The organism is Silanimonas lenta DSM 16282 (genome assembly GCF_000429065.1).
Classification (GTDB): Bacteria; Pseudomonadota; Gammaproteobacteria; order Xanthomonadales; family Xanthomonadaceae; genus Silanimonas; species Silanimonas lenta.
Map to the genome: position 1 here is coordinate 159,512 of NZ_KE386844.1, position 21,887 is coordinate 181,398.

The 21,887-nt window shown below is 71.3% G+C and carries 20 protein-coding genes and 2 pseudogenes; 6 read left to right on the top strand and 16 right to left on the bottom strand.

The features are described 5' to 3' along the window. Positions 1 to 2: 2 nt before the first annotated feature. Positions 3 to 2,111: a glycine--tRNA ligase subunit beta gene (gene glyS / locus G408_RS0109405; RefSeq protein ID WP_028770880.1), complete on the bottom strand. Its 2,109-nt coding sequence runs from the start codon at positions 2,109 to 2,111 to the stop codon at positions 3 to 5. After that, positions 2,108 to 3,046, bottom strand: coding sequence for a glycine--tRNA ligase subunit alpha (glyQ, locus tag G408_RS0109410; protein WP_028770881.1), 939 nt, complete (start codon positions 3,044 to 3,046; stop codon positions 2,108 to 2,110). The genes glyS and glyQ overlap by 4 nt, the downstream gene beginning before the upstream one ends. Before the next feature lie 40 nt (positions 3,047 to 3,086). Here glyQ and G408_RS0109415 point away from each other — a divergent pair, with 40 nt between their 5' ends. Both G408_RS0109415 and G408_RS0109420 read left to right on the top strand, forming a co-directional pair. Further along, the gene (locus G408_RS0109415; protein WP_028770882.1) at positions 3,087 to 3,830 is read left to right on the top strand and encodes a glutamine amidotransferase; all 744 of its coding nucleotides are present in this window, start codon (positions 3,087 to 3,089) and stop codon (positions 3,828 to 3,830) included. Positions 3,831 to 3,884: 54 nt separating this feature from the next. Beyond that, on the top strand, positions 3,885 to 4,841 hold the full coding sequence (locus G408_RS0109420; protein ID WP_028770883.1) for a hypothetical protein: 957 nt from the start codon (positions 3,885 to 3,887) through the stop codon (positions 4,839 to 4,841). A gap of 6 nt (positions 4,842 to 4,847) precedes the next feature. Here G408_RS0109420 and G408_RS0109425 read toward each other — a convergent pair whose 3' ends face one another. The 6 genes and pseudogenes from G408_RS0109425 to G408_RS0109450 all read right to left on the bottom strand — a co-directional run. Then, positions 4,848 to 5,759, bottom strand: coding sequence for a CPBP family intramembrane glutamic endopeptidase (locus G408_RS0109425; protein ID WP_156890120.1), 912 nt, complete (start codon positions 5,757 to 5,759; stop codon positions 4,848 to 4,850). A gap of 97 nt (positions 5,760 to 5,856) precedes the next feature. Further along, a complete protein-coding gene (locus tag G408_RS14845; protein WP_051282842.1) occupies positions 5,857 to 6,510 on the bottom strand; it encodes an RDD family protein in 654 nt (217 codons plus the stop codon). After that, entirely contained in the window at positions 6,507 to 7,256 is a 750-nt protein-coding gene (tatC, locus tag G408_RS0109435; protein ID WP_028770885.1) for a twin-arginine translocase subunit TatC, read from the bottom strand. The genes G408_RS14845 and tatC overlap by 4 nt, the downstream gene beginning before the upstream one ends. After that, a complete protein-coding gene (gene tatB / locus G408_RS14850) occupies positions 7,253 to 7,633 on the bottom strand; it encodes a Sec-independent protein translocase protein TatB (protein WP_051282843.1) in 381 nt (126 codons plus the stop codon). The genes tatC and tatB overlap by 4 nt, the downstream gene beginning before the upstream one ends. A gap of 16 nt (positions 7,634 to 7,649) precedes the next feature. After that, complete coding sequence (tatA, locus tag G408_RS0109445; RefSeq protein WP_028770886.1) at positions 7,650 to 7,865, bottom strand: twin-arginine translocase TatA/TatE family subunit; 216 nt, start codon at positions 7,863 to 7,865, stop codon at positions 7,650 to 7,652. A 96-nt stretch (positions 7,866 to 7,961) separates the two neighbouring features. Next, positions 7,962 to 8,633 (bottom strand): annotated as a pseudogene (locus tag G408_RS0109450) (lipid-binding SYLF domain-containing protein); the annotation flags it as partial. 118 nt (positions 8,634 to 8,751) lie between these two features. On the opposite strand from G408_RS0109450, the gene hemH reads away from it, so the two are divergent. Further along, the gene (hemH, locus tag G408_RS0109455; RefSeq protein ID WP_028770888.1) at positions 8,752 to 9,765 is read left to right on the top strand and encodes a ferrochelatase; all 1,014 of its coding nucleotides are present in this window, start codon (positions 8,752 to 8,754) and stop codon (positions 9,763 to 9,765) included. Further along, complete coding sequence (locus G408_RS0109460; protein ID WP_051282844.1) at positions 9,762 to 10,622, top strand: alpha/beta fold hydrolase; 861 nt, start codon at positions 9,762 to 9,764, stop codon at positions 10,620 to 10,622. Before hemH ends, G408_RS0109460 begins: the two co-directional genes overlap by 4 nt. 3 nt (positions 10,623 to 10,625) lie before the next feature. Here G408_RS0109460 and G408_RS0109465 read toward each other — a convergent pair whose 3' ends face one another. From G408_RS0109465 to ttcA, 4 genes are read right to left on the bottom strand one after another with little or no spacing between them, the layout of a single operon-like run. Beyond that, a complete protein-coding gene (locus G408_RS0109465) occupies positions 10,626 to 11,171 on the bottom strand; it encodes a hypothetical protein (RefSeq protein WP_028770890.1) in 546 nt (181 codons plus the stop codon). Between the two features lie 51 nt (positions 11,172 to 11,222). After that, entirely contained in the window at positions 11,223 to 12,020 is a 798-nt protein-coding gene (locus G408_RS0109470; RefSeq protein ID WP_051282845.1) for a YgjP family zinc-dependent metalloprotease, read from the bottom strand. A gap of 25 nt (positions 12,021 to 12,045) precedes the next feature. Beyond that, positions 12,046 to 12,954 (bottom strand): recombination-associated protein RdgC, encoded by a 909-nt coding sequence (locus G408_RS0109475; RefSeq protein ID WP_028770892.1) that lies wholly within the window; start codon positions 12,952 to 12,954, stop codon positions 12,046 to 12,048. Beyond that, a complete protein-coding gene (gene ttcA / locus G408_RS14085) occupies positions 12,954 to 13,934 on the bottom strand; it encodes a tRNA 2-thiocytidine(32) synthetase TtcA (RefSeq protein ID WP_084628182.1) in 981 nt (326 codons plus the stop codon). Before ttcA ends, G408_RS0109475 begins: the two co-directional genes overlap by 1 nt. 105 nt (positions 13,935 to 14,039) lie before the next feature. On the opposite strand from ttcA, the gene G408_RS0109485 reads away from it, so the two are divergent. Further along, positions 14,040 to 14,246 carry a YdcH family protein gene (locus G408_RS0109485; protein ID WP_028770893.1) on the top strand — a complete coding sequence of 69 codons (207 nt, stop codon included), beginning with the start codon at positions 14,040 to 14,042 and terminating at the stop codon, positions 14,244 to 14,246. A 143-nt stretch (positions 14,247 to 14,389) separates the two neighbouring features. On the opposite strand, the pseudogene plsB reads toward G408_RS0109485, so the two are convergent. The 4 genes and pseudogenes from plsB to G408_RS0109500 all read right to left on the bottom strand — a co-directional run. After that, positions 14,390 to 16,882: pseudogene (gene plsB / locus G408_RS14090) on the bottom strand (glycerol-3-phosphate 1-O-acyltransferase PlsB); the annotation flags it as partial. 47 nt (positions 16,883 to 16,929) lie between these two features. Then, on the bottom strand, positions 16,930 to 17,850 hold the full coding sequence (locus G408_RS14095) for a hypothetical protein (protein WP_037412904.1): 921 nt from the start codon (positions 17,848 to 17,850) through the stop codon (positions 16,930 to 16,932). 107 nt (positions 17,851 to 17,957) lie between these two features. Continuing rightward, positions 17,958 to 18,851 (bottom strand): 5'-nucleotidase, lipoprotein e(P4) family, encoded by an 894-nt coding sequence (locus G408_RS0109495; protein WP_425423350.1) that lies wholly within the window; start codon positions 18,849 to 18,851, stop codon positions 17,958 to 17,960. A gap of 78 nt (positions 18,852 to 18,929) precedes the next feature. Next, positions 18,930 to 20,912: a UvrD-helicase domain-containing protein gene (locus G408_RS0109500; protein ID WP_028770895.1), complete on the bottom strand. Its 1,983-nt coding sequence runs from the start codon at positions 20,910 to 20,912 to the stop codon at positions 18,930 to 18,932. A gap of 153 nt (positions 20,913 to 21,065) precedes the next feature. Here G408_RS0109500 and G408_RS0109505 point away from each other — a divergent pair, with 153 nt between their 5' ends. After that, the gene (locus tag G408_RS0109505) at positions 21,066 to 21,878 is read left to right on the top strand and encodes an SEL1-like repeat protein (protein WP_051282847.1); all 813 of its coding nucleotides are present in this window, start codon (positions 21,066 to 21,068) and stop codon (positions 21,876 to 21,878) included. Positions 21,879 to 21,887 lie beyond the last annotated feature (9 nt).

Genomic DNA, 21,887 nt, shown 5'->3' on the forward strand with positions numbered 1-21,887 from the left:
CCTCAGCCGGCCAGCTGCTCGATCGCCGCCACCGCGGCGAAACGGTCGGCCAGCACCTTCAGCAGGGCCAGGCGGTTGTCGCGGATGACGGGATCCTCGGCCATGACCATCACGGTGTCGAAGAAGGCGTCGACGGGCTGTCGAAGCGCGGCCAGCCGTGTCAGCACCGCCTCGTAGTCGCGGGCGGCGAGCGCCGCATCGGTCTCGGCCAGCGCCGCGAGCAGGGCCGCGTGCAGCTCGCGCTCGGCCGGCTCGACGAGGGTGGCCGCATCGATGCGCTCGGGCAGCGCGCCCTCCACCTTCTTCAGGAGGTTGCGCGCGCGCTTGTTGGCCGCGGCCAGGGCCGCGGCCTCCGGGCGCTCGGCGAAGCGCTGCAGGGCCCAGAGGCGCTGGGCGAAATCGGCCAGCGAGACCGGCCGCACCGCCGCCACCGCATCGAACAGCGCCGGAGCGATGCCGCGCTCGGAAAAATAGCCGCGCAGGCGCTCGAGGATGAATTCGTACAGGTCGAGGCGCAGGGTTTCCTTGTCGCGGTCGGCATGCGGCGCCACCGCCTCCGGCAGCAGGGCCACCGCCGCATCGATCATGCCGACGAGGTTCAGGTCGAGCCCGCCCTCGATCAGGGTGCGGGCAAGGCCCAGCGCATTGCGGCGCAGGGCGAAGGGGTCCTTGTTCCCCGAAGGCTTCAGGCCGGCGGCGAAGCCACCGGCGAGAGTGTCGAGGCGTTCGGCGATCGCCAGCACCTGGCCCAGCCGCGTCGAGGCGATGGCATCGCCCGAGAACCGCGGCGCATAGACCTCGTCCAGAGCCACGGCCACGGCGGCGCGGGCTTCGGCCGGCAGTTCGGCGAGGCTGGCATCGTTCATCGCGTAGTAGCGGCCGGCAATGCCCTGCAGCTCGGGGAACTCGCCCACCAGGCGGCTTTGCAGGTCGGCCTTGCACAGCCGGGCCGCGACCTGGGCGAGATCGGCGTCGTCGTCCAGCGCCATCGCGATGGCACGGGAAAGCTGGGCGATGCGCGCCACCTTGTCGGCATAGCTGCCGAGCTTCTGCTGGTAGGTGACGCTGGCAAGCCCCTCGTTCATCGCCGCGAGGCCCTGCTTGAGGTCCTCGTCGAAGAAGAAGGCGGCATCGGCGAAGCGCGGGCGGATCACCCGCTCGTAGCCCTTGCGCACCTCCGCCTCGTTCGTGGAAACGATGTTGGCGATGCCAATGAAGGCCTCGGTGAGACGGCCCTGCGCATCCAGCACCGGGAAGAACTTCTGGTTCGCTTCCATGGTCGAGATCAGCGCCTCCTGCGGCACGCGCAGGAAGGCGCTCTCGAAGCTGCAGAGCACGGCCTTCGGCCATTCCACGAGGCCGTTCACCTGCTCGAGGTTGTCCTCGGTGATGCGCGCCGTGCCGCCGGCCTGCGCAGCCGCGGCTTCCACCTCGCGGACGATGGCCGCGCGGCGCTCGTCGGCATCCACCAGCACCTTGGCGCCGCGCAGGGCCTCGACATAGGCCTCGGCATCGCTCACCCACACCGCCCTGTCGTGCAGGAAGCGGTGACCCCGGCTCATGCGGTCGGCCATCTTGCCGAAGGCGGAAATCGGCAACACCTCGGCGCCATACAGCGCCACCAGCCACAGCACCGGGCGGGCGAAGGCATGCTCGTGCGCCCCCCAGCGCATCGGCTTCGGGATCGGCATGGCCTTCAGGGCCTCATCCAGCACTGCCTGCAGCAGATCCACGGTGCGCGCGCCGGGCTTCACCGCGCGGTAGACGAAGCGCTCGCCCTTGGCATCCGTGATGCGCTCGAGCTCGGTCCACGCCACCCCGGCCCTGGCCGCGAAGCCCTCCAGCGCCCTGGTCGGGGCACCATTCGCGTCGAGACCGACGTTGAGGTAGGGACCCAGCACTTCCGAGCGCTGCTCGGGCTGCTCGGGCGCCACGCCCTCGATCAGCACCGCGAGGCGACGCGGCGAGTACAGCCTGCGGGCAGCACCCATCGCGACGCCGCGCCGGGCAAGCCCTTCGGCGATCCCGTCTGCGAACGTGGCCGCCAGTTCCGGCAGGGCCTTGACCGGCAGCTCCTCGGTGCCGAGCTCGATCAGCAGGGAGGCGCTCATGCCGCCACCTCCGGCGCATCGAGGCCGAGCCGGGCGCGTTCTGCCGCATCCTTCACGCCGGGGAAGCCGAGCTTCTGGCGCTGGGCGAAATAGGCCTCGGCCACCGAGCGCGCCAGGGTGCGCACGCGCAGGATGTAGCGCTGGCGCTCGGTGACCGAGATCGCGCGACGCGCATCGAGCAGGTTGAAGCTGTGCGAGGCCTTGCAGACCTGGTCGTAGGCCGGCAGCGGCAGGCCGAGCCCGACCAGCTTCAGCGCTTCTGCCTCGCAGGCATCGAAGCGGTGGAAGAGTTCGGCCACGTCGGCATGCTCGAAGTTGTAGGCGCTCTGCTCGCGCTCGTTCTGCAGGAAGACATCGCCATAGGTCACCGGCCCCTGCGGCCCTACCGTCCACACGAGGTCGTAGACGTTGTCGCAGGCCTGCAGGTACATGCACAGGCGCTCGAGGCCGTAGGTGATCTCGCCGGTCACCGGCCTGCACTCGAGGCCACCGGCCTGCTGGAAATAGGTGAACTGCGTCACCTCCATGCCGTTCAGCCATACCTCCCAGCCCAAGCCCCAGGCGCCGAGGGTCGGCGATTCCCAGTTGTCCTCGACGAGGCGCAGGTCGTGCACCGAAGGATCGATGCCGAGCGCCTTCAGGGAGCCGAAATAGCGCTCGACGATGTCGTCGGGGTTCGGCTTCATCACCACCTGGTACTGGTAGTAGTGCTGCAGGCGGTTCGGGTTCTCGCCGTAGCGCCCGTCGCCGGGTCGGCGCGAGGGCTGCACGTAGGCGGCGTTCCAGGGCTCGGGGCCGAGGGCGCGGAGGAAGGTGGCGGGGTGGAAGGTGCCGGCACCGACCTCGAGGTCGAGCGGCTGGATGAGCACACAGCCCTGCTCCGCCCAGTAGGCGTTCAGGCGTGTGATCAGTTCCTGGAAGGTGGGGGCGGGCATCGGACTCGACGCAGGAAAAACAAGCCCGCAGTATAGCGGGGTGCCTTCTCCCGCCCCCCAGAACCGCCGCTTCCTGATCCTCGAGACCGGCCGCCCGCTGCCCAGCCTGCGGCGGCATGGCGACTTCACCCACTGGATCCGCACGGCAGCCGGCCTCGGGCGCCACGAGGTCGAGGTGGTGCCGGTGCTGGAGGGCCGGCAGCCGCCCGATCCCGGCCCCTTCGCCGGAGTGCTGGTCACCGGCTCGGCGGCCATGGTCACCCATCGCGAGCCCTGGTCCGAGGCCACCGCCGGCTGGCTGCGCGAGGCCGCCCACGCCGGCCTGCCGATGCTCGGCATCTGCTACGGCCACCAGCTGATCGCCCATGCCCTCGGCGGCACCGTGGCCGACAACCCGCGCGGCCGCGAGATGGGCACGGTCGCCGTGGAGCTGCACGACAGCGCCCGCGAGGACCCGCTGTTCCGCGGCCTGCCCTCACGCTTCCCGGCCCAGGCCACCCATCTGCAGACCGTGCTCGCCCCGCCGGAGGGCGCCGTGGTGCTGGCGCGCTCGGCGCTCGACGACTGCCAGGCCTACCGCTGGCGTGAACACGCCTGGGGCCTGCAGTTCCACCCGGAGTTCAGCACCGCCCATATGCACGGCTATGTCGCCGCCCGGCGCGAGGCCCTGCAGCGCGAGGGCCACTGCCACCACCGCATCGCCGCCGGCATCCGTCCGGCGCCGCTGGCACGGCGGGTGCTGCAACGCTTCGTGCGCCACGCCCGGGCGCAGCGCCACCGCTGACATCCCACCCGGCCTACACTTCGCCGGCGTTCTCCCTACAGGCTTCCTCGCATCATGGACATCCGCTGGGCCGGTTTCATCGCTCCCTTCCGCTGGCTGCTCGCCGCCATCGACGTCGGCCGCCACCAGCCCGCCGTCGTGCTGGGCGCCATCGCCACCACCGTCTTCGTCGGCTTCCTGCCCTCGCTGCCGCAGTCGCTGGTGGGCCTCTTCGGTGGCCAGCCGGGCATGGCGCTCGGCCTGCTCACCCAGGCCCTGGCCTTCGTGGTGGCCCTGCTGGTCTCGCCGGTGCTGCGGGCCGGGGTATTCCGCATCATGGACCGCGCCGAGCGCGGCCAGCCGGTGGCGCAGCCGATGCTGCTCGAAGGCTTCCGCGACGGCAGCTTCCGGCCGCTGGTGCTGCTCACCGCCATGGGTTTCGGCCTTTATGCCCTGCTGTTCGTGGCCATGGTGCTGGTGGCGGCCGCCGTCACCGACGCCGGCAGCCTCGAGGCCCTGCGCGTCTGGGCCGAGCAGCTCATGGCCCTGCAGGCGCAGGCCGAAGCAGGAAAGCCCATCCCGCCCGAGCAGTTCCCCGCCCCGCCGGAAGGCCTCGCCTCGCTAGTGGCCGTGCTGTTCGCCTTCGCCCCGCTCTGGGGCTTCGTCATGCTCGGCACGCTCTGGGGACTGATCGGCGTGGCCCTGCGCGGCCATGCGCCAGTGGCCGCCCTACTGCAGGGCCTGCGCGCCGTGTTTCTCAACGCCCTGCCCCTGCTGGCGCTGGTAACCGTGCTATTCCTGCCCGCGATGCTGCTCTTCTTCCTGCTCGGCCTGCTGTTCGGCGGCCTCATGGCCCTGTTCATGCTGCTCGGCCCGGTGCTGGGGCAACTGCTCGCGCTGGCGCTGATGCTGGCCATCGCCGTGGTGCTGACGGCGATCTTCTACGGCTTCGTGCTGGCCGGCTGGCGCGCCACCTGCGATGGCGGCGAGCTGCCGCCCGCGGACGCGGAGGAAGGCCGCTTCGTGGCCTGAGGCGCATCACCCCGCGAGAACCATCGCCATCGCGCCAAGATTGCTGATGGCGTGGGCAAGGACACAAAGCCCCAGCGAACCGCTCCTGCGACGCACCCAAGTCAGCGCCAGGGAAATGCAGAACACGCCCGCAGCCTGAACCACCGCGACCACGGCAGAGGCTCCGCCGCTGAACATGGCCGCCACCAGCCCGAGGTGCAGCAGGAGGAACAGTTCCGCAATCACGAGGTACGCAAGCCAGGCTGGAAGGCGCTTGAACAGGCGTTCGTGAAGCCAGCCCCGGAACATTGCCTCCTCGGGCAGCGCGGCGACGAGCGGCATCAGGTAGAACAGCGGTACGCCCGCCATCGAGCCTGCCATGCCGCCCGCCAACGGCGCGGCGTGGCCCGGTGCCGGGCCAAGCCACAGGCTGCCGACGAAGACCACCACAACCGCACTCAAGAACGGCGCCAGCAGGAGCGGGACAACCCGCCAGCGGAGGCGGGCAAGGCTGCCCCACCCCCATCCTTCCGAGCTTGCCCGGACGAGCACGAGCGCTAGCAGAACGAACGCCGAGATCGACAGGAGCACCCAACCGGCGCTGGCCCTGCGCTGCATATCCATCTCGATGCCGCTAGAAGCCGTGTCCCAGCCGGAACGCTTCAAACCGACTTCGAGGCGACGAAGTCCTTGACCGTCCGCATCGACGGTAATGCAGCGAACGTCGTAGGCGCTCGGATTTGCGTTCCTCGCCAAGGGCTGGTTTTGAACACCAGACCACTGGCACTCGAAACCTTGGCCTTCAAGCTCGAAGTACGACGGGGCCGTCTGCGGGGCATCGCTCCCGGCATACGCGGTGAAACGATAGGCCACGTCGTACTGGTCCGAGAGGACGACGGGAAGAAGGCCGATTGCCTGCAGCACCAGGGAAACAACCACGGCGGCAGCGATGCTGCCGCCCGTGGTCAAGACAGATCGAGAGCGCACCACGGCGACTACTCGGGGCTCTTCGCCATACAGGGGAATCCAGGATCACCTAGAGCCCGAGAACCAACAGCGCCTGCAGGAACACCCAGGCCACCCATGAAAGCAGGGCGCACACGGCAAGGCCCTGCAGCCCGAGCCAGAGCCCGGCCCAGCGCGGCCAGTGCCCCCCGTCCACGCGGGTGCCGGCCACGAGGTCGTGGAGGGCACGGCCATCGGCGCGGAACAGCACCAGGGCATGGCCGAGGTGCAGTAGGAGCCAGCTCGGGGCGGCGGCCAGGAAGCGCAGCAGCAGGCGCAACAGCGGCACCCGCCCGCCGTCGGCCCCCACCACCCGCAGGCCGAAGGCCCGCTTGCCCGGGCTGGCCTGCCAGGGCGAGGCCTCGAAGCCGACGAACCACAGCGCGAACACGGCGACGGCGGCGAGTACCGCACCCAGCACGCCGGCGGCGATGCCCGCCGTTCCCGTGGCGAGAGCCTCGCGGAACACCGCGTCCTCGCGCAGGGCGGCGGTCAGCGAGAGCAAGGCGAAATGGCCTTGCAGGAAGGCCCGTTCGATCGCTGCCTCGACGGCGCCCTGCAGTTCGGCATGCGCCGCCACGGCACGCATCGCTGGTCGCCACGCCGCCAGCGCGAGCAGCGGCGAGAGCAGCAGGAGGTCGAGGCTGTAGGCGGCGTAGCGCACGCGGAAGGCCTGCGCGCTCACCCGGCGGCCTCCTCCGCGCGTGGGCGCACCAAGAGTCGCCCGACCACCAATCCTGCCTCGTAGAGCAGCCACATCGGCAGCATCAGCAAGACCATCGAGAGGCCGTCGGGCGGGGTGAGCAGGGCGGCGAGGATGGCGATGGCGACGATGACGTAGCCGCGCCACTCGGAGAGCTGCGCCGGCGTGACCCAGCCCAGCATCATCGCCACCAGCACCGCTACCGGCACCTCGAAGGCGATGCCGGAGGCCAGGCCCATGACCAGCACGAAGCTGAGGTAGGCGCTGATGTCGGTGGTCATCACCACGCCCTCGGGCACGGTGGTGGTGAGGAAGGCGAACATCGCCGGCAGCAGCACGAAGTAGGCGAAGGCAAGCCCGAGGTAGAACAGCAGCACCGAGGCCAGCAGCAGGGGCAGCGCGAGCCGCTTCTCGTGGCGGTAGAGCCCGGGGGCGACGAAGGCCCAGGCCTGATAGAGCATGACCGGCGCGGCGAGCAGCAGGGCGACGAAGAGAGCCAGCTTCATCGGCGCGAAGAAGGGCGAGGCAACATCGATGGCGACCAGGCTTCCGCCTTCCGGCAGGTAGCGCAGCAAGGGCGCGGCAAGCTTTGCGTAGAGCGTGTTGGCGAAGGGCAAGAGGCCGAGGAAGGCCAGGGCCAGGGCCAGCAGCGCCCGCATCAGGCGCAGGCGCAGCTCCAGCAGGTGAGCCATCAGGCCCTCGCCAGGCGGCGGGCTCTCCTCGCTCATGGCGCGGAGCTGCCGGGCGGATCGCGCGGCGGCACGGCCGGGGGCACGGCTCTGGTCGCCTCAGCGGAAGGCGCGGAGAGCGGGGGCGCCGCTTCCGGGTCCCCGGTGCCACGGGCTGCCTGCATGGCCTCCCGGGCCTCGGCCTCGAGAGCGGCAGCGGCCTCGCGGATGGCGCGGCGCTCGGCCTCCAGCGTGGCCTTCAGTTCCTCGGCGGCGATCTCGCGCTCGAACTCGGCCTTCACTGCGTACCACTGGGCGCGGCCCTTGCGCACCCAGAGGCCGGCGAAGCGGGCCACCTTGGGCAGGCGCTCGGGCCCGAGCACCACCAGCGCGATCACGCCGATCAGCCCGATCTCGACCCAGCCCAGCTCGAACATGGCGGCGGCCCGCCGCTCAGCGGTCCTGGCGCTCGCGGTCGGCGGCGCCCTCGCCCTCGCGCGACTGCGCCGGCGGGTCGAGCCTGGCCGGCTCGTCGGCGGCCTCGCGCATGCCCTTCTTGAAGCTCTGGATGGCCTTGCCAAGATCGCCGCCGGCGCTGATCAGGCGCTTGGTGCCGAACACGATCAGCACGATCAGCAGGATGATGACGAGTTCGCGGAAACCCAACATGGCCGTGCTCCGAAATCGGGCGCCAAGGATAGCAGGCGGAACGCCACCCGCCCGCCGCGCGGGCGGCGGCGCAGCGGGCGGCGACCTTCAGCGCGCCGCCTGGGCGGCCGCCTCCTCGAGGCGGTCGCGGAAGGCCACCACCGCGTCCACCTGCGGCCGGGCGCGGTTCTCGAGAATCATCCGGGCGGTCACGTCGCGGCCATACACGCGGCGGTTGGCGCGGTTGTCGATGGCGATCACCGCGCCGTCGAGGGCGATGCCGGCGAACAGGCCGCGGGCGCGCGAGTAGCTGTAGATCTCGGCCTGCAGGCGACCATCGGTGCTGGCCTGGGCATTGCGGCCCACCGGGCCGGCGGCCACCGCGGCATCGGCGCCGAGAGTGAACTTGCCATTCACGATGTTCTCCACGCCGCGGCGGGTGCGGAAGACCAGCACCACGTCGGCCGACTGCACGCCGGCCTGGAAACCGATGCTGCCGCCGCCGAGGGTGATGAAGCTGGGGTTCGACCAGGTGCCGTCGCGGCCGCGCACGGCCAGCAGGCCCTTGCCGCCGCGGCCGCCGAAGCCGAGGCCGGCCTTGATCACGTCGGGCAGCACGGCGATCGCCTCGGCCTCGCGCAGCAGGCGCTCGGGGATGGATTCCTCGGGGATGCGCAGGATCTCGGCCAGCACGCGCGAGGCATTCTCGGCGCGCTCGGCCTCGCGCTGCTGGGCCTGGGCGGCGAAGGGAAGCAGGAGGGCGAGCAGGGCGGTGAGGGCGAGTCGCATGGGGCGCTCCTTCGTCTGGGATCGTTCGGAGTGTCGGCGCCGGCGTTTGAGCGCCGGATGAATCTGCCGTGACACGGGCCCCATGATAATGCCCGGCCTTCCCACGCCGGTCCCGCGCATGCACACCGCTTTCCATCCGCCCGCCGCCACCGACCGAAGCCGCACCGGCGTGCTGCTGGTCAACCTCGGCACCCCCGACGCGCCCACCCGCGGCGCGGTGCGGCGCTACCTGGCCGAGTTCCTGCACGACCACCGGGTGGTCGATCTCACGCGCTGGATCTGGTGCCCGGTGCTGCACTTCCTCATCCTGCCGCTGCGCTCGGGCAAGGTGGCGCATGCCTATGCCAGCATCTGGGGCGAGGACGGCTCGCCCCTGCTGGCCCTCTCGCGGCAGCTCGCCGAGGGCGTGGCCTCGGCCCTGCCGGAGGTGGAGCTGCGGCTGGCCATGCGCTACGGCAATCCCTCCGTGCCGGCCATGCTGCGCGAACTGGAGGCCGCAGGCTGCGGCCGCATCGTGGTGCTGCCGCTCTACCCGCAGTACTCGGCCAGTACCACCGCCTCCAGCCACGATGCGGTGATGCGCGAGCTGCTGCGCTGGCGTTGCCAGCCCGAGCTGGTGCTGCTGCAGGACTACCACCGGGACCCCGCCTGGGTGGCGGCGGTGGCGGAGAGCGTGCGCGCACACTGGGCCGCGCAGGGCCGGGGCGACCGCCTGCTGATGAGCTTCCACGGCCTGCCGCAGCGCTTCGTGGCGAAGGGCGACCCCTACGCCGCGCAGTGCCGCGCCAGCGCCGAGGCGATTGCCGCGGCGCTGGACCTGCGCGAGGGCGAGTGGGCGATGAGCTACCAGTCGCGCTTCGGCCGCGAGCCCTGGCTGCAGCCCTATACCGACCAGACCCTCGAGGCCTGGGGCCGCGAGCGGGCCGGGGTGGTGGACGTGCTCTGCCCCGGCTTCGCCGTGGACTGCCTGGAGACCCTGGAGGAGATCGCGGTGCAGAACCGGAAGGCCTACCAGGCCGCCGGCGGCACCGCCCTACGCTACATCCCGGCCCTGAACGCGCAGCCGGCCCACGTGGCGGCCCTGGCCGGCCTGCTGCGGCCGCATCTCGCCCGGCCGGGCGGCGGCGGATGAGCGGGGCGCGCGAGATCCGGCTCCCCGGCGGTCGCGGCCCGCTGGCGGCGCTGCGTGCCGGCGATCCCGCAGGCCCGAAGCTGCTCGCCCTGCACGGCTGGCTGGACAATGCCGCCAGCTTCGAGCCGCTGTTCCCGGAGCTCGACGGCTTCGATCTCGTGGCCCTCGACCTGCCCGGCCACGGCGCCTCGGCGCACCGCGCCCCGGGCCACGACTACGCCTACGTAGACTGGCTGCACGATGTGCTCGACGCCCTCGATGCGCTCGGCTGGGAGCGTGCCCACCTGCTCGGCCACTCGATGGGCGCCACCATCGCCAGCACCCTCGCCTCGGCCTGCCCGGCGCGGGTGGAACGGCTGGCCCTCATCGAAGGCCTGGGGCCGCTCGGGGCGCCCGCCGAAAGCGCCGGCGCCCGGCTGCGCGAGGCGGTGGCGGCCCGGCGGGACCTGCAGAGCAGGAACGGGGCGCCGCCGCGGGTGATCCCGGACCTCGCCACCGCAGTGCAGGCGCGCCTGCTGGCCACGCCGATGCGATACGCGGATGCCGAGCGCATCGTGCGGCGCAACCTGCGCCCGGTGGAGGGCGGCTTCGCCTGGCGCTCCGACCCGCGGCTGCGCCTGCCTTCCGCCCTGCGGCTCACCGAGGAAGGCATCCGGGCGGTACTCGCCGGCATCGAGGCCCCTACCCTGCTGATCGCCGCCACGCCGGCCCCACCCTATTTCAGCCCGGCCCAGCGCGCCGCCCGAGCGGCCTGCGTGCCCCGGATCGAAGTGCAGGCACTGGAGGGCGGCCACCACCTGCACATGGAGCGCGCTGCCGAGGTCGGGGCGCGGCTGCGGGCCTTCCTCGCCGGCTGAGGCTCAGCGGTCCTTGGCCTGCACGAAGTGGCCGAGGTTCACCAGCACATGGCCGTCGGCATGGTCCTCGAACAGGTAGTTGGCATGCCGCCCGTCCTTCTTCCACACCAGCATGGTGCTGCCGTCCTGGCGGGTATCGAGTTCCCGGCTCCAGCCCTCGGCCCCCATCCGGCGCTCGATGGCGGCCACGAGCTCGGCGGCGCGGCGTGCCGGCACCCGGCCAGCGATCGAGGTGCTGCCTTCGACGGTGAGCACCATGTCGAGCGCCAGGCCCTCGGGCAGGGCGACATCGGCGGGGAAATCGGCCGGCAGGCGGGCCTGCCCGCCCTGCTGCAGGGAGAAGGCCCGGCCGTCCTCGCCCACGCCGCGGATGCCGGCGCCCCCCTCGTCCACCTCGACATCGCGGGCGCCGGTGGCAGCCTCGATGGCCGCGGCCGTGGCCGTCTCGGCGGCCCGGTCCTCGGTCTTGCCGCAGGCGGCGGTGAACAGCAGGGAAGCGGCGGTGATCAGCAGCAGGCGGGTGGCAGCGGGAGTGAGCAGTCGGGGCATGGGGGCTTCCTCGGGGCAGGAGGGACGAGCGTAGCCGGGGCGGATGAACCTTCAGCCACCGAGCAGATGGCGCCAGCGGGCCTTCAATGCAAGGCCAGCATCGCTGCGCAGGTACTGGCGCTGCCCGCGCCAGCCCGGAAAGCGGGCCTGCACCTCGGCCCAGAAGGCCGGCGAGTGGTCGGCCCGCAGCAGGTGGCAGAGCTCGTGCACCAGCACGTAGTCGAAAGCCTCGGGCGGCCCCAGCACCAGGGCGAGGTCCAGCGAGACCCGGCCATCGGCCGAAAGGCTGCCCCAGAGCGAGGACAGCGGACGCAGGCGGAACTCGCGCGGCGGCCGCGGCAGGCCGGGCAGGAAACGCGGCAGGAGGCGGCCGATACGCGCCCGGGCCTCGGCTGCATAGGCCTCGCGCAGGGCCTGCCGCAGGGCGGCCTCGCCGGCCGCTTCCGGGGCATGGAAGCGCAGCAGCCCGGCCCCGGCATCGACCTGCAGCCGGGCTGCCCGCGCCGGCTGCCAGGCCACCGGCCAGTCATGGCCCCAGAGCGGCAGGGCGCCGATGCCGGCGAAGCGCCACGCCGGGGCCGTGCCGGCCACGGCATAGCGCCGCCACTGCGCCTCGATCCAGGCCGCCTGCTCGCGGAGGAAGGCCTCGGCCGCGGCGGCATCGAGGCGCCAGGGAATCGACAGGCGCAGGCCATGCTCGCGCAGGGTGAGGCGCAGGCGGCGCGCCCGGCGGTCGCGCACCCGCAGCAGGGGCAGCACGGTGCCATCGGCCAGCCGCCATTCGCCCGGCACCTGCACCCGCGAGGGCGGGGCGGGGCGGGCAGGACGCAGGGCGCGGAACAGGCTCACGCGCCGATGCTAGCGCGGGCCGTGCTCAATCGACCCGGCTCAGTTTCAGCGCCTTTTCCAGCACGCCGAACACCCGGTGCACTTCGGCGCTGAACAGCGCGTAGCGGGCATCCAGTTCGGCGGCCAGGGAATCGCGCTCGGTGTTCTCCAGTGACTCCACCGCGCCGTCGAGCAGCCTGAACTTGCGCAGCACGAGGTCTTCGCCGAGCACGAAACTCACCTGCTCGTCGAGCACCAGGGCAAGCCGGGTCACCTGCTTGCCGCCCTCGAGGTGCTTCACCATCTCCTCGGCGGTGAGCTCCTGGCGCTGCGCCTTCACCACCGCCCCCCCGTCCACCGGGTCCTTCAGCTCGCACTCGTCGCCGAGCGCGAGGCCTTCGGGCAGCGGCTCGCCGGTGAGCCAGCCGGTCATCAGGGCGCGCACCGAGACCTCGGCATTCACCGGCACCGCCGGGAAGCTGCCGAGGGCGTGGCGCAGCTCGGAGACGAAGGCCTCGGCCGATTTCTTCGAGGCCGCATCGATGGCGATGATGCCGTGCCGGGCATCGATCGAGGCCGAGAGACGCGAGCCCTTCACGAAGGCCTTGGGCAGCATCTCGTGCACCAGGTCTTCCTTGAGCTGCCGGCGCGCCTTGCCGCCGAGGCGGCGGCCTTCCTTCGCCTCGATCTCGGCCAGCTTCTTCGCCAGTGCCTCGTTCACCACGGCGCCGGGCAGCAGGCGGTCCTCGCGCCCCAGGGTGAGCCAGGCGCAGTCGCCCACCCGGTGCACCAGCGCCGGCTCGTCGCGGCCGAAGGGTGAGACGAAGCCGCGGCTGGAGAGCTCCAGCGGCCCTACGGGCTTGAGCGGATGCTCGGCAAGGCGCTCCTCGAGCTGCCCGAGCGCGGCATTGGTGGAGGCGGGATAGCGGAAGAAGCTGAGATTCTTGAAGAACATCAAGGGTTCCAGATCGGGTCGAAGGTCCTGGCACGAAGTGGCGCCAAGGCATCAGGATTCGGTGGCGACGGCGCGGCGCCATCGTCGGCCTCGTCCGTCGCATCGCCTGCGATCGTGGCCGACGAGCCCGCCATCCACGCCTGCAGGTCGGGCAGCGGCCCCTCGCCACGGCGGCCAAGGGCGAGGAAATCGAACAGGCGGCGGTCGGAGAGCTGCGAGGGGCGGATGTCGCCGAGCGCGCGGCTGATGGTCTCGAGGCGGCCCGGCGATTCCTTCTCCCAGGCCTCCAGCATGCGCCGCACCACCTTGCGCTGCAGGTTCTCCTGCGAGCCGCAGAGCGTGCAGGGGATGATCGGGAAGGCCATGGCCTCAGCGTAGGCGGCGATGTCGGCCTCCTTCACGTAGGCCAGGGGGCGGATCACCACGTGGCGGCCGTCGTCGCTCTGCAGCTTCGGCGGCATGCCGCTCAGCTTGGCGTGGAAGAACAGGTTGAGGAAGAAGGTGGCGAGCAGGTCGTCGCGGTGGTGGCCGAGCGCGATCTTGGTGATGCCGTTCTCCGCCGCCCAGGTGTAGAGCGCGCCGCGGCGCAGCCGCGAGCAGAGCGAGCACATCGTCTTGCCCTCGGGCACCACGCGCTTCACCACCGAGTAGGTGTCCTGCTCGATGATGTGGAAGGGCTGGCCGATCGAGCGCAGGTAGTCGGGCAGCACGTGCTCCGGGAACCCCGGCTGCTTCTGGTCGAGATTCACGGCGATGAGCTCGAAGCGCACCGGCGCCTTCTGCTGCAGCTGGCGCAGGATGTCGAGCAGGGTGTAGCTGTCCTTGCCGCCCGAGAGGCAGACCATGATGCGGTCGCCGTCCTCGATCATGCCGAAGTCGGCGATGGCCTGCCCCACCTGGCGGCGCAGGCGCTTCCTCAGTTTGTTGAACTCATGCGCGTCGGCCGCATTCGGGGCGGGGCGCGTCTCGGCGGAGGCCATGGCGTGGGGGTGGAGCGGACGGGGCCGGCATTGTACCCCCTGCCCTGCCGGCGGCCGTGACCGCTCCGGCGGGCACGGGTGTAAGCTCGACGCCCGGAGGCCCGAATGCACCCCCTCGACCCCGGACAGCTGGCGATGCGCCTCGTGGAGCTCAAGAGCGAGCACCGCGACCTCGATGCCGCCATCGCCGCCCTGGCCGCCCGCCCGGACTGCGACGAGCTGCAGCTCAGGCGGATGAAGAAGCGCAAGCTGGCGGTGAAGGACCAGATCGCCTGGATCGAGGACAAGCTGATCCCGGACCTGGACGCCTGACGACCGGCACACTCCCGTGGACCAGCCTGCCTGCTGCGCGGTTTCGGGGCACGAGTGCCGCGCCTGCGGGGATTGCGCCCCCCAGAGCCGACCGCGACTCCATGGACTACGCCAGCAGGCGCTCGACACCCGGGGCCCGCGCCTCAGCCCCCGTAGGCCGGCTGCTCCCCGCTGCTGCGCCCGGCAGGTGCCGCGGGCTCGCTGGTGATGTGGGTGATGGTCTGCCTGAGCTCGCGGCCGAGGACGATCTTGGCGTCCTTGTCCCAAGCGCGCAGGGCATCGTCGAAGTCGAGCTTGCCGTCCGGGCAGGGCCAGACCAGCTTCAGCTCGCGCAGCCTGGCGATGAAGCCACGGAACAGGCTCTTGTCGAAGAACTCCGGGGCCGCCGGGGCGTAGAGCAGGGAGAGCCGCTGCGCGGCGAGCTGGCAGAAGTTCTCGAGCTCCGAGGCGCTGATGCTGCGCGGCCCGCGCCGTACCAGGGTGGCCACGGCGATGAAGTAGCGCTCGAAGGCCTGCTGCAGCGAGTGGGCGATGGCGCGCAGGCGGAAGACCTCGTCGGTCTGCCCGGGGCCGCGGGTGAGGATGCCGCCCTCGTCCTCGCTGGCGAGCGAGAGCAGGCCCTCGGCGATGAAAAGATCGATGGTGGCGTCCAGCCGCTCGGCGAACTCCGCCTCGCTCCAGGGCAGGAACAGCTCGCCCTTGACGAAAGGATAGATGGTGCGGCCCAGCCGCAGCACGCCGGCGCGGCTGATGCGGCGGTTGTTCTGGAAGCACAGGGCGATCCAGGCCGGGGCGGCGAACAGGTGCAGCACGTTGTTGCGGAAGTAGCTCTGCAGTACCGCGGTGTCGCCTTCCATCGCCAGCACGTCGCCCAGGGGGTGCCGGATGCGGCGGATCACGCCCATGGCCTCGCCGTAGGCCACCACCTGCTCGGGCGACATCGGCGTCACGGTCACGCGGTCGCTGTAGGGCAGGGCCGAGAGCAGCTTCTTCGAGAGCGCGAGCTGCGCCAGCAGGTCGGCCTCGTCCATCGAGTGCTTGGGCGTGGCGAGCAGCACCACGGCGAGGAGGTTGATGGGATTGACGTCGGCGGCGCGGTTGATGTTGACGTTGATGCGCTCGGCGAGCTCGTCCACCACGGCACCGAACCAGGCCGGCTTCTCCTCGGGGTCGATGGCGCCGCCATCCCAGCCCTCGGCATGTTTCGCCAGCACCTCCTCGAGGTGGATCGGCTCGCCGAAGCTCACCGCCACCTGGCCGTAGCGGCGGCGCAGCACGCCCATCGCCGCCACCACGAGGGCGCCGATGCTCTCCTTCTGCTTCGGCCGGCCGGTGAGTTCGTCGAGGTAGGAATCGCCCTCGATCAGTTTCTCGTAGCCGATGTACACCGGCTGGAACACCACCGGGCGGCGCGGCGAGCGCAGGAAGGCGCGCAGGGTCATGGCGATCATGCCGCCCTTGGGCTGCAGCAGCCGGCCGGTGCGTGAACGCCCGCCCTCGATGAAGTACTCGATGGAAAAGCCCTCGGCCACCAGCTGGGCCACGTACTCGCCGAGCACGGCGGCGTAGAGCGCATTGCCCTTGATGCTGCGGCGGATGAAAAAAGCGCCGCCGCGGCGCAGGATCGGACCGATCACCGGCATGTTGAGGTTGATGCCGGCCACGATGTGCGGCGGGACGATGCCGTTCCGGTAGAGCAGGTAGCTCAACAGGAGGTAGTCCATGTGGCTGCGGTGGCTGGGCACGTAGATCACCTCGCGCCCCGGGGCCACGGCCTTGAGGCTGTCGAGATGGTGCACCTGCACGCCGTCGTAGATGCGGTTCCAGAACGCGGTGAGGCCGAAGCTCAGCGAACGCACCACCGGATGCGAGTAGTCGGCGGCGATCTCCCAGGCGTACTTGTAGGCCTTCTTCCAGGCCTCGGCCGGGCTGATGTTCTCGCGCCGCGCGGTATCGGCGATGGCGCGGCGCACCGGCTCGGCATCCACCACCCGGTCGACCAGCAGGCGGCGGGTCGAGAGATCGGGGCCGATCACCGCCTCGCGCACGCGGCGGAAATGGCCGCGCAGCACGCGCGCGGTCTTGCGCACCGCGCGCTCGTGCGGCAGGTCCTCGCCGACGATCTCGCGCACCGGGAAGGCCGGCGAGAAGCGCACCAGGGTGTCGCGACCGTTCAACAGGATGGCGAGCAGGCGGCGGAAGCGGCCCACCAGCGCCCAGTTCTCGGAGAACAGTACCGAGAACCAGCCGCTCTGGCGGTCGGGAGCGCGGCCGACGAGGATCGACACCGGCACCAGCTGCACGTCGAGCGCCGGATTCAGGCGGTGCGCCATCAGCAGGCGCGCCAGGGCATCGGAATGGGTGCGGTTGGCCGGGCGGCCCATGCCGCCCTTGCGGCGCCGCGACAGCGCCACGTAGGCACGGCCCCGGCCCAGCGGGTCGCCCGGCAGCGGCGCCAGCGGCGAGGGCAGGCCGGCCTCGCGGCAGGCACGATCGAGGATCAGCATGTTGGAGATGCCGTAGTGCTCGAGCACGTAGCACACCGGACGGTCGAGGGTGACCGGCGGCACCTCGGGATCGCGCACGATCTCGATCCAGGGCTTGAGCAGGGCCTCGAACAGGCGGGCCCACCAGGGCGGGCGCACGTAGCCGGTCAGCGTCGCATCGGCCATGGCAGACAGCCTCAGGGCGTGGCGCCGGCAGGTGCCGGTGCCGGACTGGCGATGGCCGGAGCCGCCCCGTCAGCGGGGGCGGAGAGAGCCTGCACCGCCTCCTCGCGATACCAGCCATCATCGATCCGCACCATGACCTGTTCGAAGCTCACGGTCTCGCCGAGCAGCGGATAGCGCACCCGCAGCACGGCCCGGTCCTCGCCTTCGAGGCGGATCACTTCGGCCTGCAGCGCCGAGAGCGAGGCATCGAGGTCGATGCCATAGGCGAGCGCCACGTCCTTGGCGCCGCGCAGGGCGATGCCGCCCTTGGCGAGCAGGGTCTCGTAATCGAGGGCCTGCACCGCCTCCAGGCGGGGCAGGTCGAGTGCGCGGGCGGTGCGCACCATGGCGGCGATGGCGGCGCGGGCCCGCTCGCGGTCGGTGAAGGCGGCCTGCTCGCCGGCCCATTTCGCCAGCGCCTCCACCACGCCGCGGGCATGGGCCTTGTCCGGCTCGCTCAACTCCTCGCTGGCGGCGATGGCGGCCTGGGCGAAACTCGCCAGCATGGCCACCCCCACCGTCCAGCGCGGTCCCAGCTCGCGCTCGAGCTGGGCAAGCCGCGGCTCGGCGCGGGCCATCAGCGCCGTCTCGGCATCCTCGGCGGTGAGCTCGGCCATCCACTCGGCATAGCGCGCGGCCCGCTCCGCGCCCTCCTCGTCCGCCGCCTGCCAGTGCGCGCGCCAGGCCGCTTCCTGCGCGGCCTGCAGCGCGGGCGGCACATTGAGGCGGGCATAGCGGGCAAGGTCGTCCTCGCGCAGGGCCTCGGCCAGGGCCAGCATCGCCGCCACCGGCTCGCCGGGCGCCCCGGGCAGGGGCTCGGGCTCGCGCCGGCAGGCCGCCAGCGCCAGCAGCACCAGGGCGAGCAGGGCCCCTCGCAGGCAGGCACGGGCCACGGCAGTCGAAGTCCAGCGGTTGGGCAAGGGAATCCCCGGCACGGTCGAAGGACGGCGGAGGGTAGCAGATCGCCGCTTAAGTCCCCGTTGCCCGCCGCGGCAGCCGTTCAGTACTGCAGGGCGGCCCGCTTGGCGGCGCGCTGGGCCTCGGGCGAGAGGCTGCGGTCATTGCCGTAGAGCGCCGGCTCCCAGCTGCCGTAGGTGGGGTTGGCGATCATGAACCAGCGCTCGCCCACCCAGGCATCGAAGCGCTGCAGCCCGGCGGCCCGGCCCTCGGGGCTGTTGTCGGCAATGCTGAAGAAATCGCCGAGCTGGTCGCCGAACTGCATCAGCACGCGGTAGCGCTGCGAGACCCACTGCCGCCGGCAACCCTTGTCGCTGCCCTTGGGCTCGCAGCCCGGGGTCGCCATGCCAAGCCCGAGGATCTGCCCCTCGCCCACCGGCGGGAAACCCAGGGCCTCGAGGTTGGCGCGGCTATCGGCATTGAGCGCGTGCTCGCGGTTCGTGAGGTAGATCATGGTGATGCCGCGTCGCGCCGCCTCGCGGGCGAACTCCGGCGCCCCGGAGACGGCGCGAGCACGGCGCTCGGCCACCCAGGCATTCCAGGTGGCGTCGTCGAAGCGGGCATCGTCGCGGATCAGCCGGGCCTGGTAGGGGCTGTTGTCCAGCACCGTCTCGTCCATGTCGACGATGATCGCCGGCGGCAGGCCGGCGAGCGGGGCGATCCGGTCCTCCGGGGTCAGCGCGTCCCAGGCCGGGTCGGCGAGCGCCGCATCCAGCAGCCGGGCCGCGCTGCGCCAGGTCTGGCGGTGCGACATCGCAGCCTCGGCCGACTGCTGCAGCCAGGCCGTGGCATTGAGATTGTCGTGGGCCGGCACCGCCGCCGGCGCACCCGGGGCCGCGGCCGGCGCCTCGGCCACGGTCTGGCAGCCGGCCAGGGCAAGCGAGAAGCCGAGGGCAAGGGCGAGCGGACGCAGCAGGGACATGGCGGGCACCGGCATGGAGACTTGGAAACGGCCCGCGAGTCTAGCCGGAACGCCGTCACGGATCCGTTCCGGCGCGCGCATCGCGCCCCGCCGCTACTTGCTCTCCTCGAACAGGGCCGCCATGGCCGCGAGATGGGCGCGGCCGCGGGCCTTCCTCGATGCGGCCTCGGCCTCCGGATCGGCGCCATCGCGCAGAAGATCGCCCTGTGGCAGCTCGTCGAGGAAACGGCTGGGAGTGAGCCGCACCGTCTCGCCCCAGCGCCTGGTCTCCAGCGAATGCGAGAGCACGAGGTGCTCCTTGGCGCGGGTGATGCCGACATAGAGCAGGCGGCGCTCCTCCTCCAGCCGCCCCTCCTCGAGGCTGGCCTCGTGCGGCAGGGTGCCGTCCTCGAGACCGACCAGGAACACGGCGCGGAACTCCAGGCCCTTGCTGGCATGCAGGCTCATCAGGCGCACGGCGTTGCCCGGCTCGCCGCGGTCGGCGTGGCTGAGCAGCATCATCTGCGCGGCAAGATCGCCGACGCTCGATTTCGGGCCGTCGAACCACCCGGCCAGCTCCTCCAGGTTGGCCTTCCGCCGCTCGTAGCCTGCTTTGTCCTTGCTCGTCGCACGGAAGGCCTCGAGCATGCCGCTGCGCTCGGCCAGGGCCATGACGAGGTCCTTGGCCGGCAGGCGCTCGGCGTCGTCGCGCAGCCGGTCGATGATGCCGGCAAACTCGCCCAGCGCCGCCGCGATGCGCGGCTGCAGCTGCTTTAGGACCGACATCTGCCGCGCCGCGCCGTCGAGCGACAGCTGGTGCTGCCGCGCCAGCTCCGCGAGCCTGGCCAGCGAGGTGCCGCCGATGCCCCGGGCCGGCGAAGCCACCGCCCGCAAAAAGGCCGCGTCGTCGTCGGGGTTGGCCACGAGGCGCAGCCAGGCCAGCGCATCCTTCACCTCGGCGCGTTCGAGGAAGGCGGTGCCGCCCGTCAGATGGTAGGGAATACGCAGCAGCTGCAGGGCCTTCTCCAGCGGCCGGCTCTGGTGGTTGCCACGGAACAGCACGGCGAACTCGCCGTAGGGGATGTCCTTCGCCTTCGACAGATAATCGATCTCGGCCGCGACCCGGTCGGCCTCGTGCTCGCTGTTCTCGCAGCGCCATACCCGGATCCTGTCGCCCTCGCGCTGGTCACTCCAGAGCGTCTTCAGGTGCTCGTGCGGATTGTGGGCGATCAGGGTGTTGGCGAGCCGGAGGATGCGCTGCCCGCAGCGGTAGTTCTGCTCCAGCTTGATGATCCGGAGTTCCGGATAGTCGCGGGCCAGCAGGTTCAGGTTCTCCGGTTGTGCCCCGCGCCAGGCGTAGATGCTCTGATCGTCGTCGCCCACGCAGGTGAAGCTGCCCCTGGGCCCGGCCAGGGCCTTGAGCAGCCGGTACTGCGCGCCATTGGTGTCCTGGCACTCGTCCACCAGCAGGTAGCGGATGCGCTCGCGCCAGCCGGCGGCGAAGTCCGGGTCGGCCTCCAGCAGCTGCACCGGCAGGCGGATGAGGTCGTCGAAATCCACTGCATTGAAGGCGGCGAGACGCTGCTGGTACTTCGCATAGAGGTTCGCCGCCTCGCGCTCGACCGCCGACATCGCCCGTTCCATCGCCTGCTCGGGCGTCAGCGCCTCGTTCTTGGCACGCGAGACCAGGCCGCGCAGGCGCTCCAGCACGTCCGGCCGGGTGCCGGCGGGCATCAGATCCTTCACGATCGCCATCTGGTCGTCGGGATCGAACACCGAGAAACCGCGCTTGAGGCCGGCGCGGCCCGCCTCCTGCTGCAAAAAGCGCAGTCCCAGCGCATGGAAGGTGCTGATGGTGAGCCCCTCCGCGGCATCGCCCTTCACGCGCCTGGCCACGCGTTCCTTCATCTCCTTCGCCGACTTGTTGGTGAAGGTGATGGCCGCGATGTGCCGCGCCTCGCGCTGGCCGCTCGCGATGAGGTGGGCGATCTTCTCGGTGATGACGCGGGTCTTGCCCGAGCCGGCGCCGGCGAGCACGAGCAGGGGACCCTGCGTGTACAGCACGGCCTCGCGCTGCGGGGCGTTCAGGGAATGCATGGCGGGATGGGCACGAGCGGCCTAGGGGCATGCCATTGTCGCAACCTGATACGGCACCCGCCATCCAGGCCGGGATGACTTCTGGTCCACGCCATCACCATCGGTACCATGGCAGCCTCCACATCATCCCCCGGCATGCCACGTCCGAATCGAATGGAACTCCCCGCCAAGGCCCTGCTCTTCGCTGCCCTGCTCGCCACTCCGGCCCTGGCCTCGATGCCGAAAGCAGGTGGCCCCGCATTGCCAGAGACCAAGACCAGCGCCGGCGACCTCGCCGCCGACGCCGCAGCGCTCCGCACCGATGCCGCAAAGAAGCACAAGGACGCAGTGGATCCCTGGGTCATCGCCTCAAGCGTGTTCCTCGACGGGCACCCGGATATCCGGTACCGGCGCTACGGCATGGATGCCATGCGCGATGGCGCCCATGCCGATGCCTTCAGGCACTTCCAGCGAGCGGCCCGCTTTGCCGACAAACCCTCTCAGGCCATGGTCGCGGAACTGCTGTGGGAGGGGAGGGGTGTCGAACGCGACCGGGCGCTGGCCTATGCCTGGATGGAGGTGGCCGCGGAACGCGACTATCCGGCTTTCGCCCTGTTCCGCGAGATGTACTGGCAGGAACTGACGCCAGAGGAACGTCGCCGGGCAATCGAACTGAATGGACCACTCTGGGCAGAGTACGGCGATGCCATGGCCAAGCCGCGCCTGGAGCGCCGCATGCGCACTGCCCGGCGCCAGGTCACTGGAAGCCGGGTGGGATTCGTGGGGTACCTCAGCATCGAAGTGGCCACGCCCTATGGCAGCCGGAGCATCGACGGCTCCAAGGTCTACGACGAGGTCTACTGGGACCCCCGACGCTACTGGGCATGGCAGGACGAGGACTGGAAGCGGCTCGGCTCCGGAACGGTGGAGGTCGGGACGGTGCGCCAAACCACCGCGACCGAGGGTAATGCGACCAGGGACCCGTAGAATGCCGCG

What these genes read in the sequence shown, in the direction of transcription:
- G408_RS0109475 (WP_028770892.1), bottom strand. Translation starts at nt 12,954, where the DNA reads ATGTTCTTCAAGAATCTCAGCTTCTTCCGCTATCCCGCCTCCACCAAT.
- glyQ (WP_028770881.1), bottom strand. Translation starts at nt 3,046, where the DNA reads ATGCCCGCCCCCACCTTCCAGGAACTGATCACACGCCTGAACGCCTAC.
- G408_RS0109460 (WP_051282844.1), top strand. Translation starts at nt 9,762, where the DNA reads ATGAGCGGGGCGCGCGAGATCCGGCTCCCCGGCGGTCGCGGCCCGCTG.
- G408_RS0109500 (WP_028770895.1), bottom strand. Translation starts at nt 20,912, where the DNA reads ATGCATTCCCTGAACGCCCCGCAGCGCGAGGCCGTGCTGTACACGCAG.
- ttcA (WP_084628182.1), bottom strand. Translation starts at nt 13,934, where the DNA reads ATGGCCTCCGCCGAGACGCGCCCCGCCCCGAATGCGGCCGACGCGCAT.
- G408_RS0109505 (WP_051282847.1), top strand. Translation starts at nt 21,066, where the DNA reads ATGGAACTCCCCGCCAAGGCCCTGCTCTTCGCTGCCCTGCTCGCCACT.
- glyS (WP_028770880.1), bottom strand. Translation starts at nt 2,111, where the DNA reads ATGAGCGCCTCCCTGCTGATCGAGCTCGGCACCGAGGAGCTGCCGGTC.
- G408_RS0109465 (WP_028770890.1), bottom strand. Translation starts at nt 11,171, where the DNA reads ATGCCCCGACTGCTCACTCCCGCTGCCACCCGCCTGCTGCTGATCACC.
- tatA (WP_028770886.1), bottom strand. Translation starts at nt 7,865, where the DNA reads ATGTTGGGTTTCCGCGAACTCGTCATCATCCTGCTGATCGTGCTGATC.
- tatC (WP_028770885.1), bottom strand. Translation starts at nt 7,256, where the DNA reads ATGAGCGAGGAGAGCCCGCCGCCTGGCGAGGGCCTGATGGCTCACCTG.
- G408_RS0109420 (WP_028770883.1), top strand. Translation starts at nt 3,885, where the DNA reads ATGGACATCCGCTGGGCCGGTTTCATCGCTCCCTTCCGCTGGCTGCTC.
- hemH (WP_028770888.1), top strand. Translation starts at nt 8,752, where the DNA reads ATGCACACCGCTTTCCATCCGCCCGCCGCCACCGACCGAAGCCGCACC.
- tatB (WP_051282843.1), bottom strand. Translation starts at nt 7,633, where the DNA reads ATGTTCGAGCTGGGCTGGGTCGAGATCGGGCTGATCGGCGTGATCGCG.
- G408_RS0109495 (WP_425423350.1), bottom strand. Translation starts at nt 18,851, where the DNA reads ATGCCGGTGCCCGCCATGTCCCTGCTGCGTCCGCTCGCCCTTGCCCTC.
- G408_RS0109485 (WP_028770893.1), top strand. Translation starts at nt 14,040, where the DNA reads ATGCACCCCCTCGACCCCGGACAGCTGGCGATGCGCCTCGTGGAGCTC.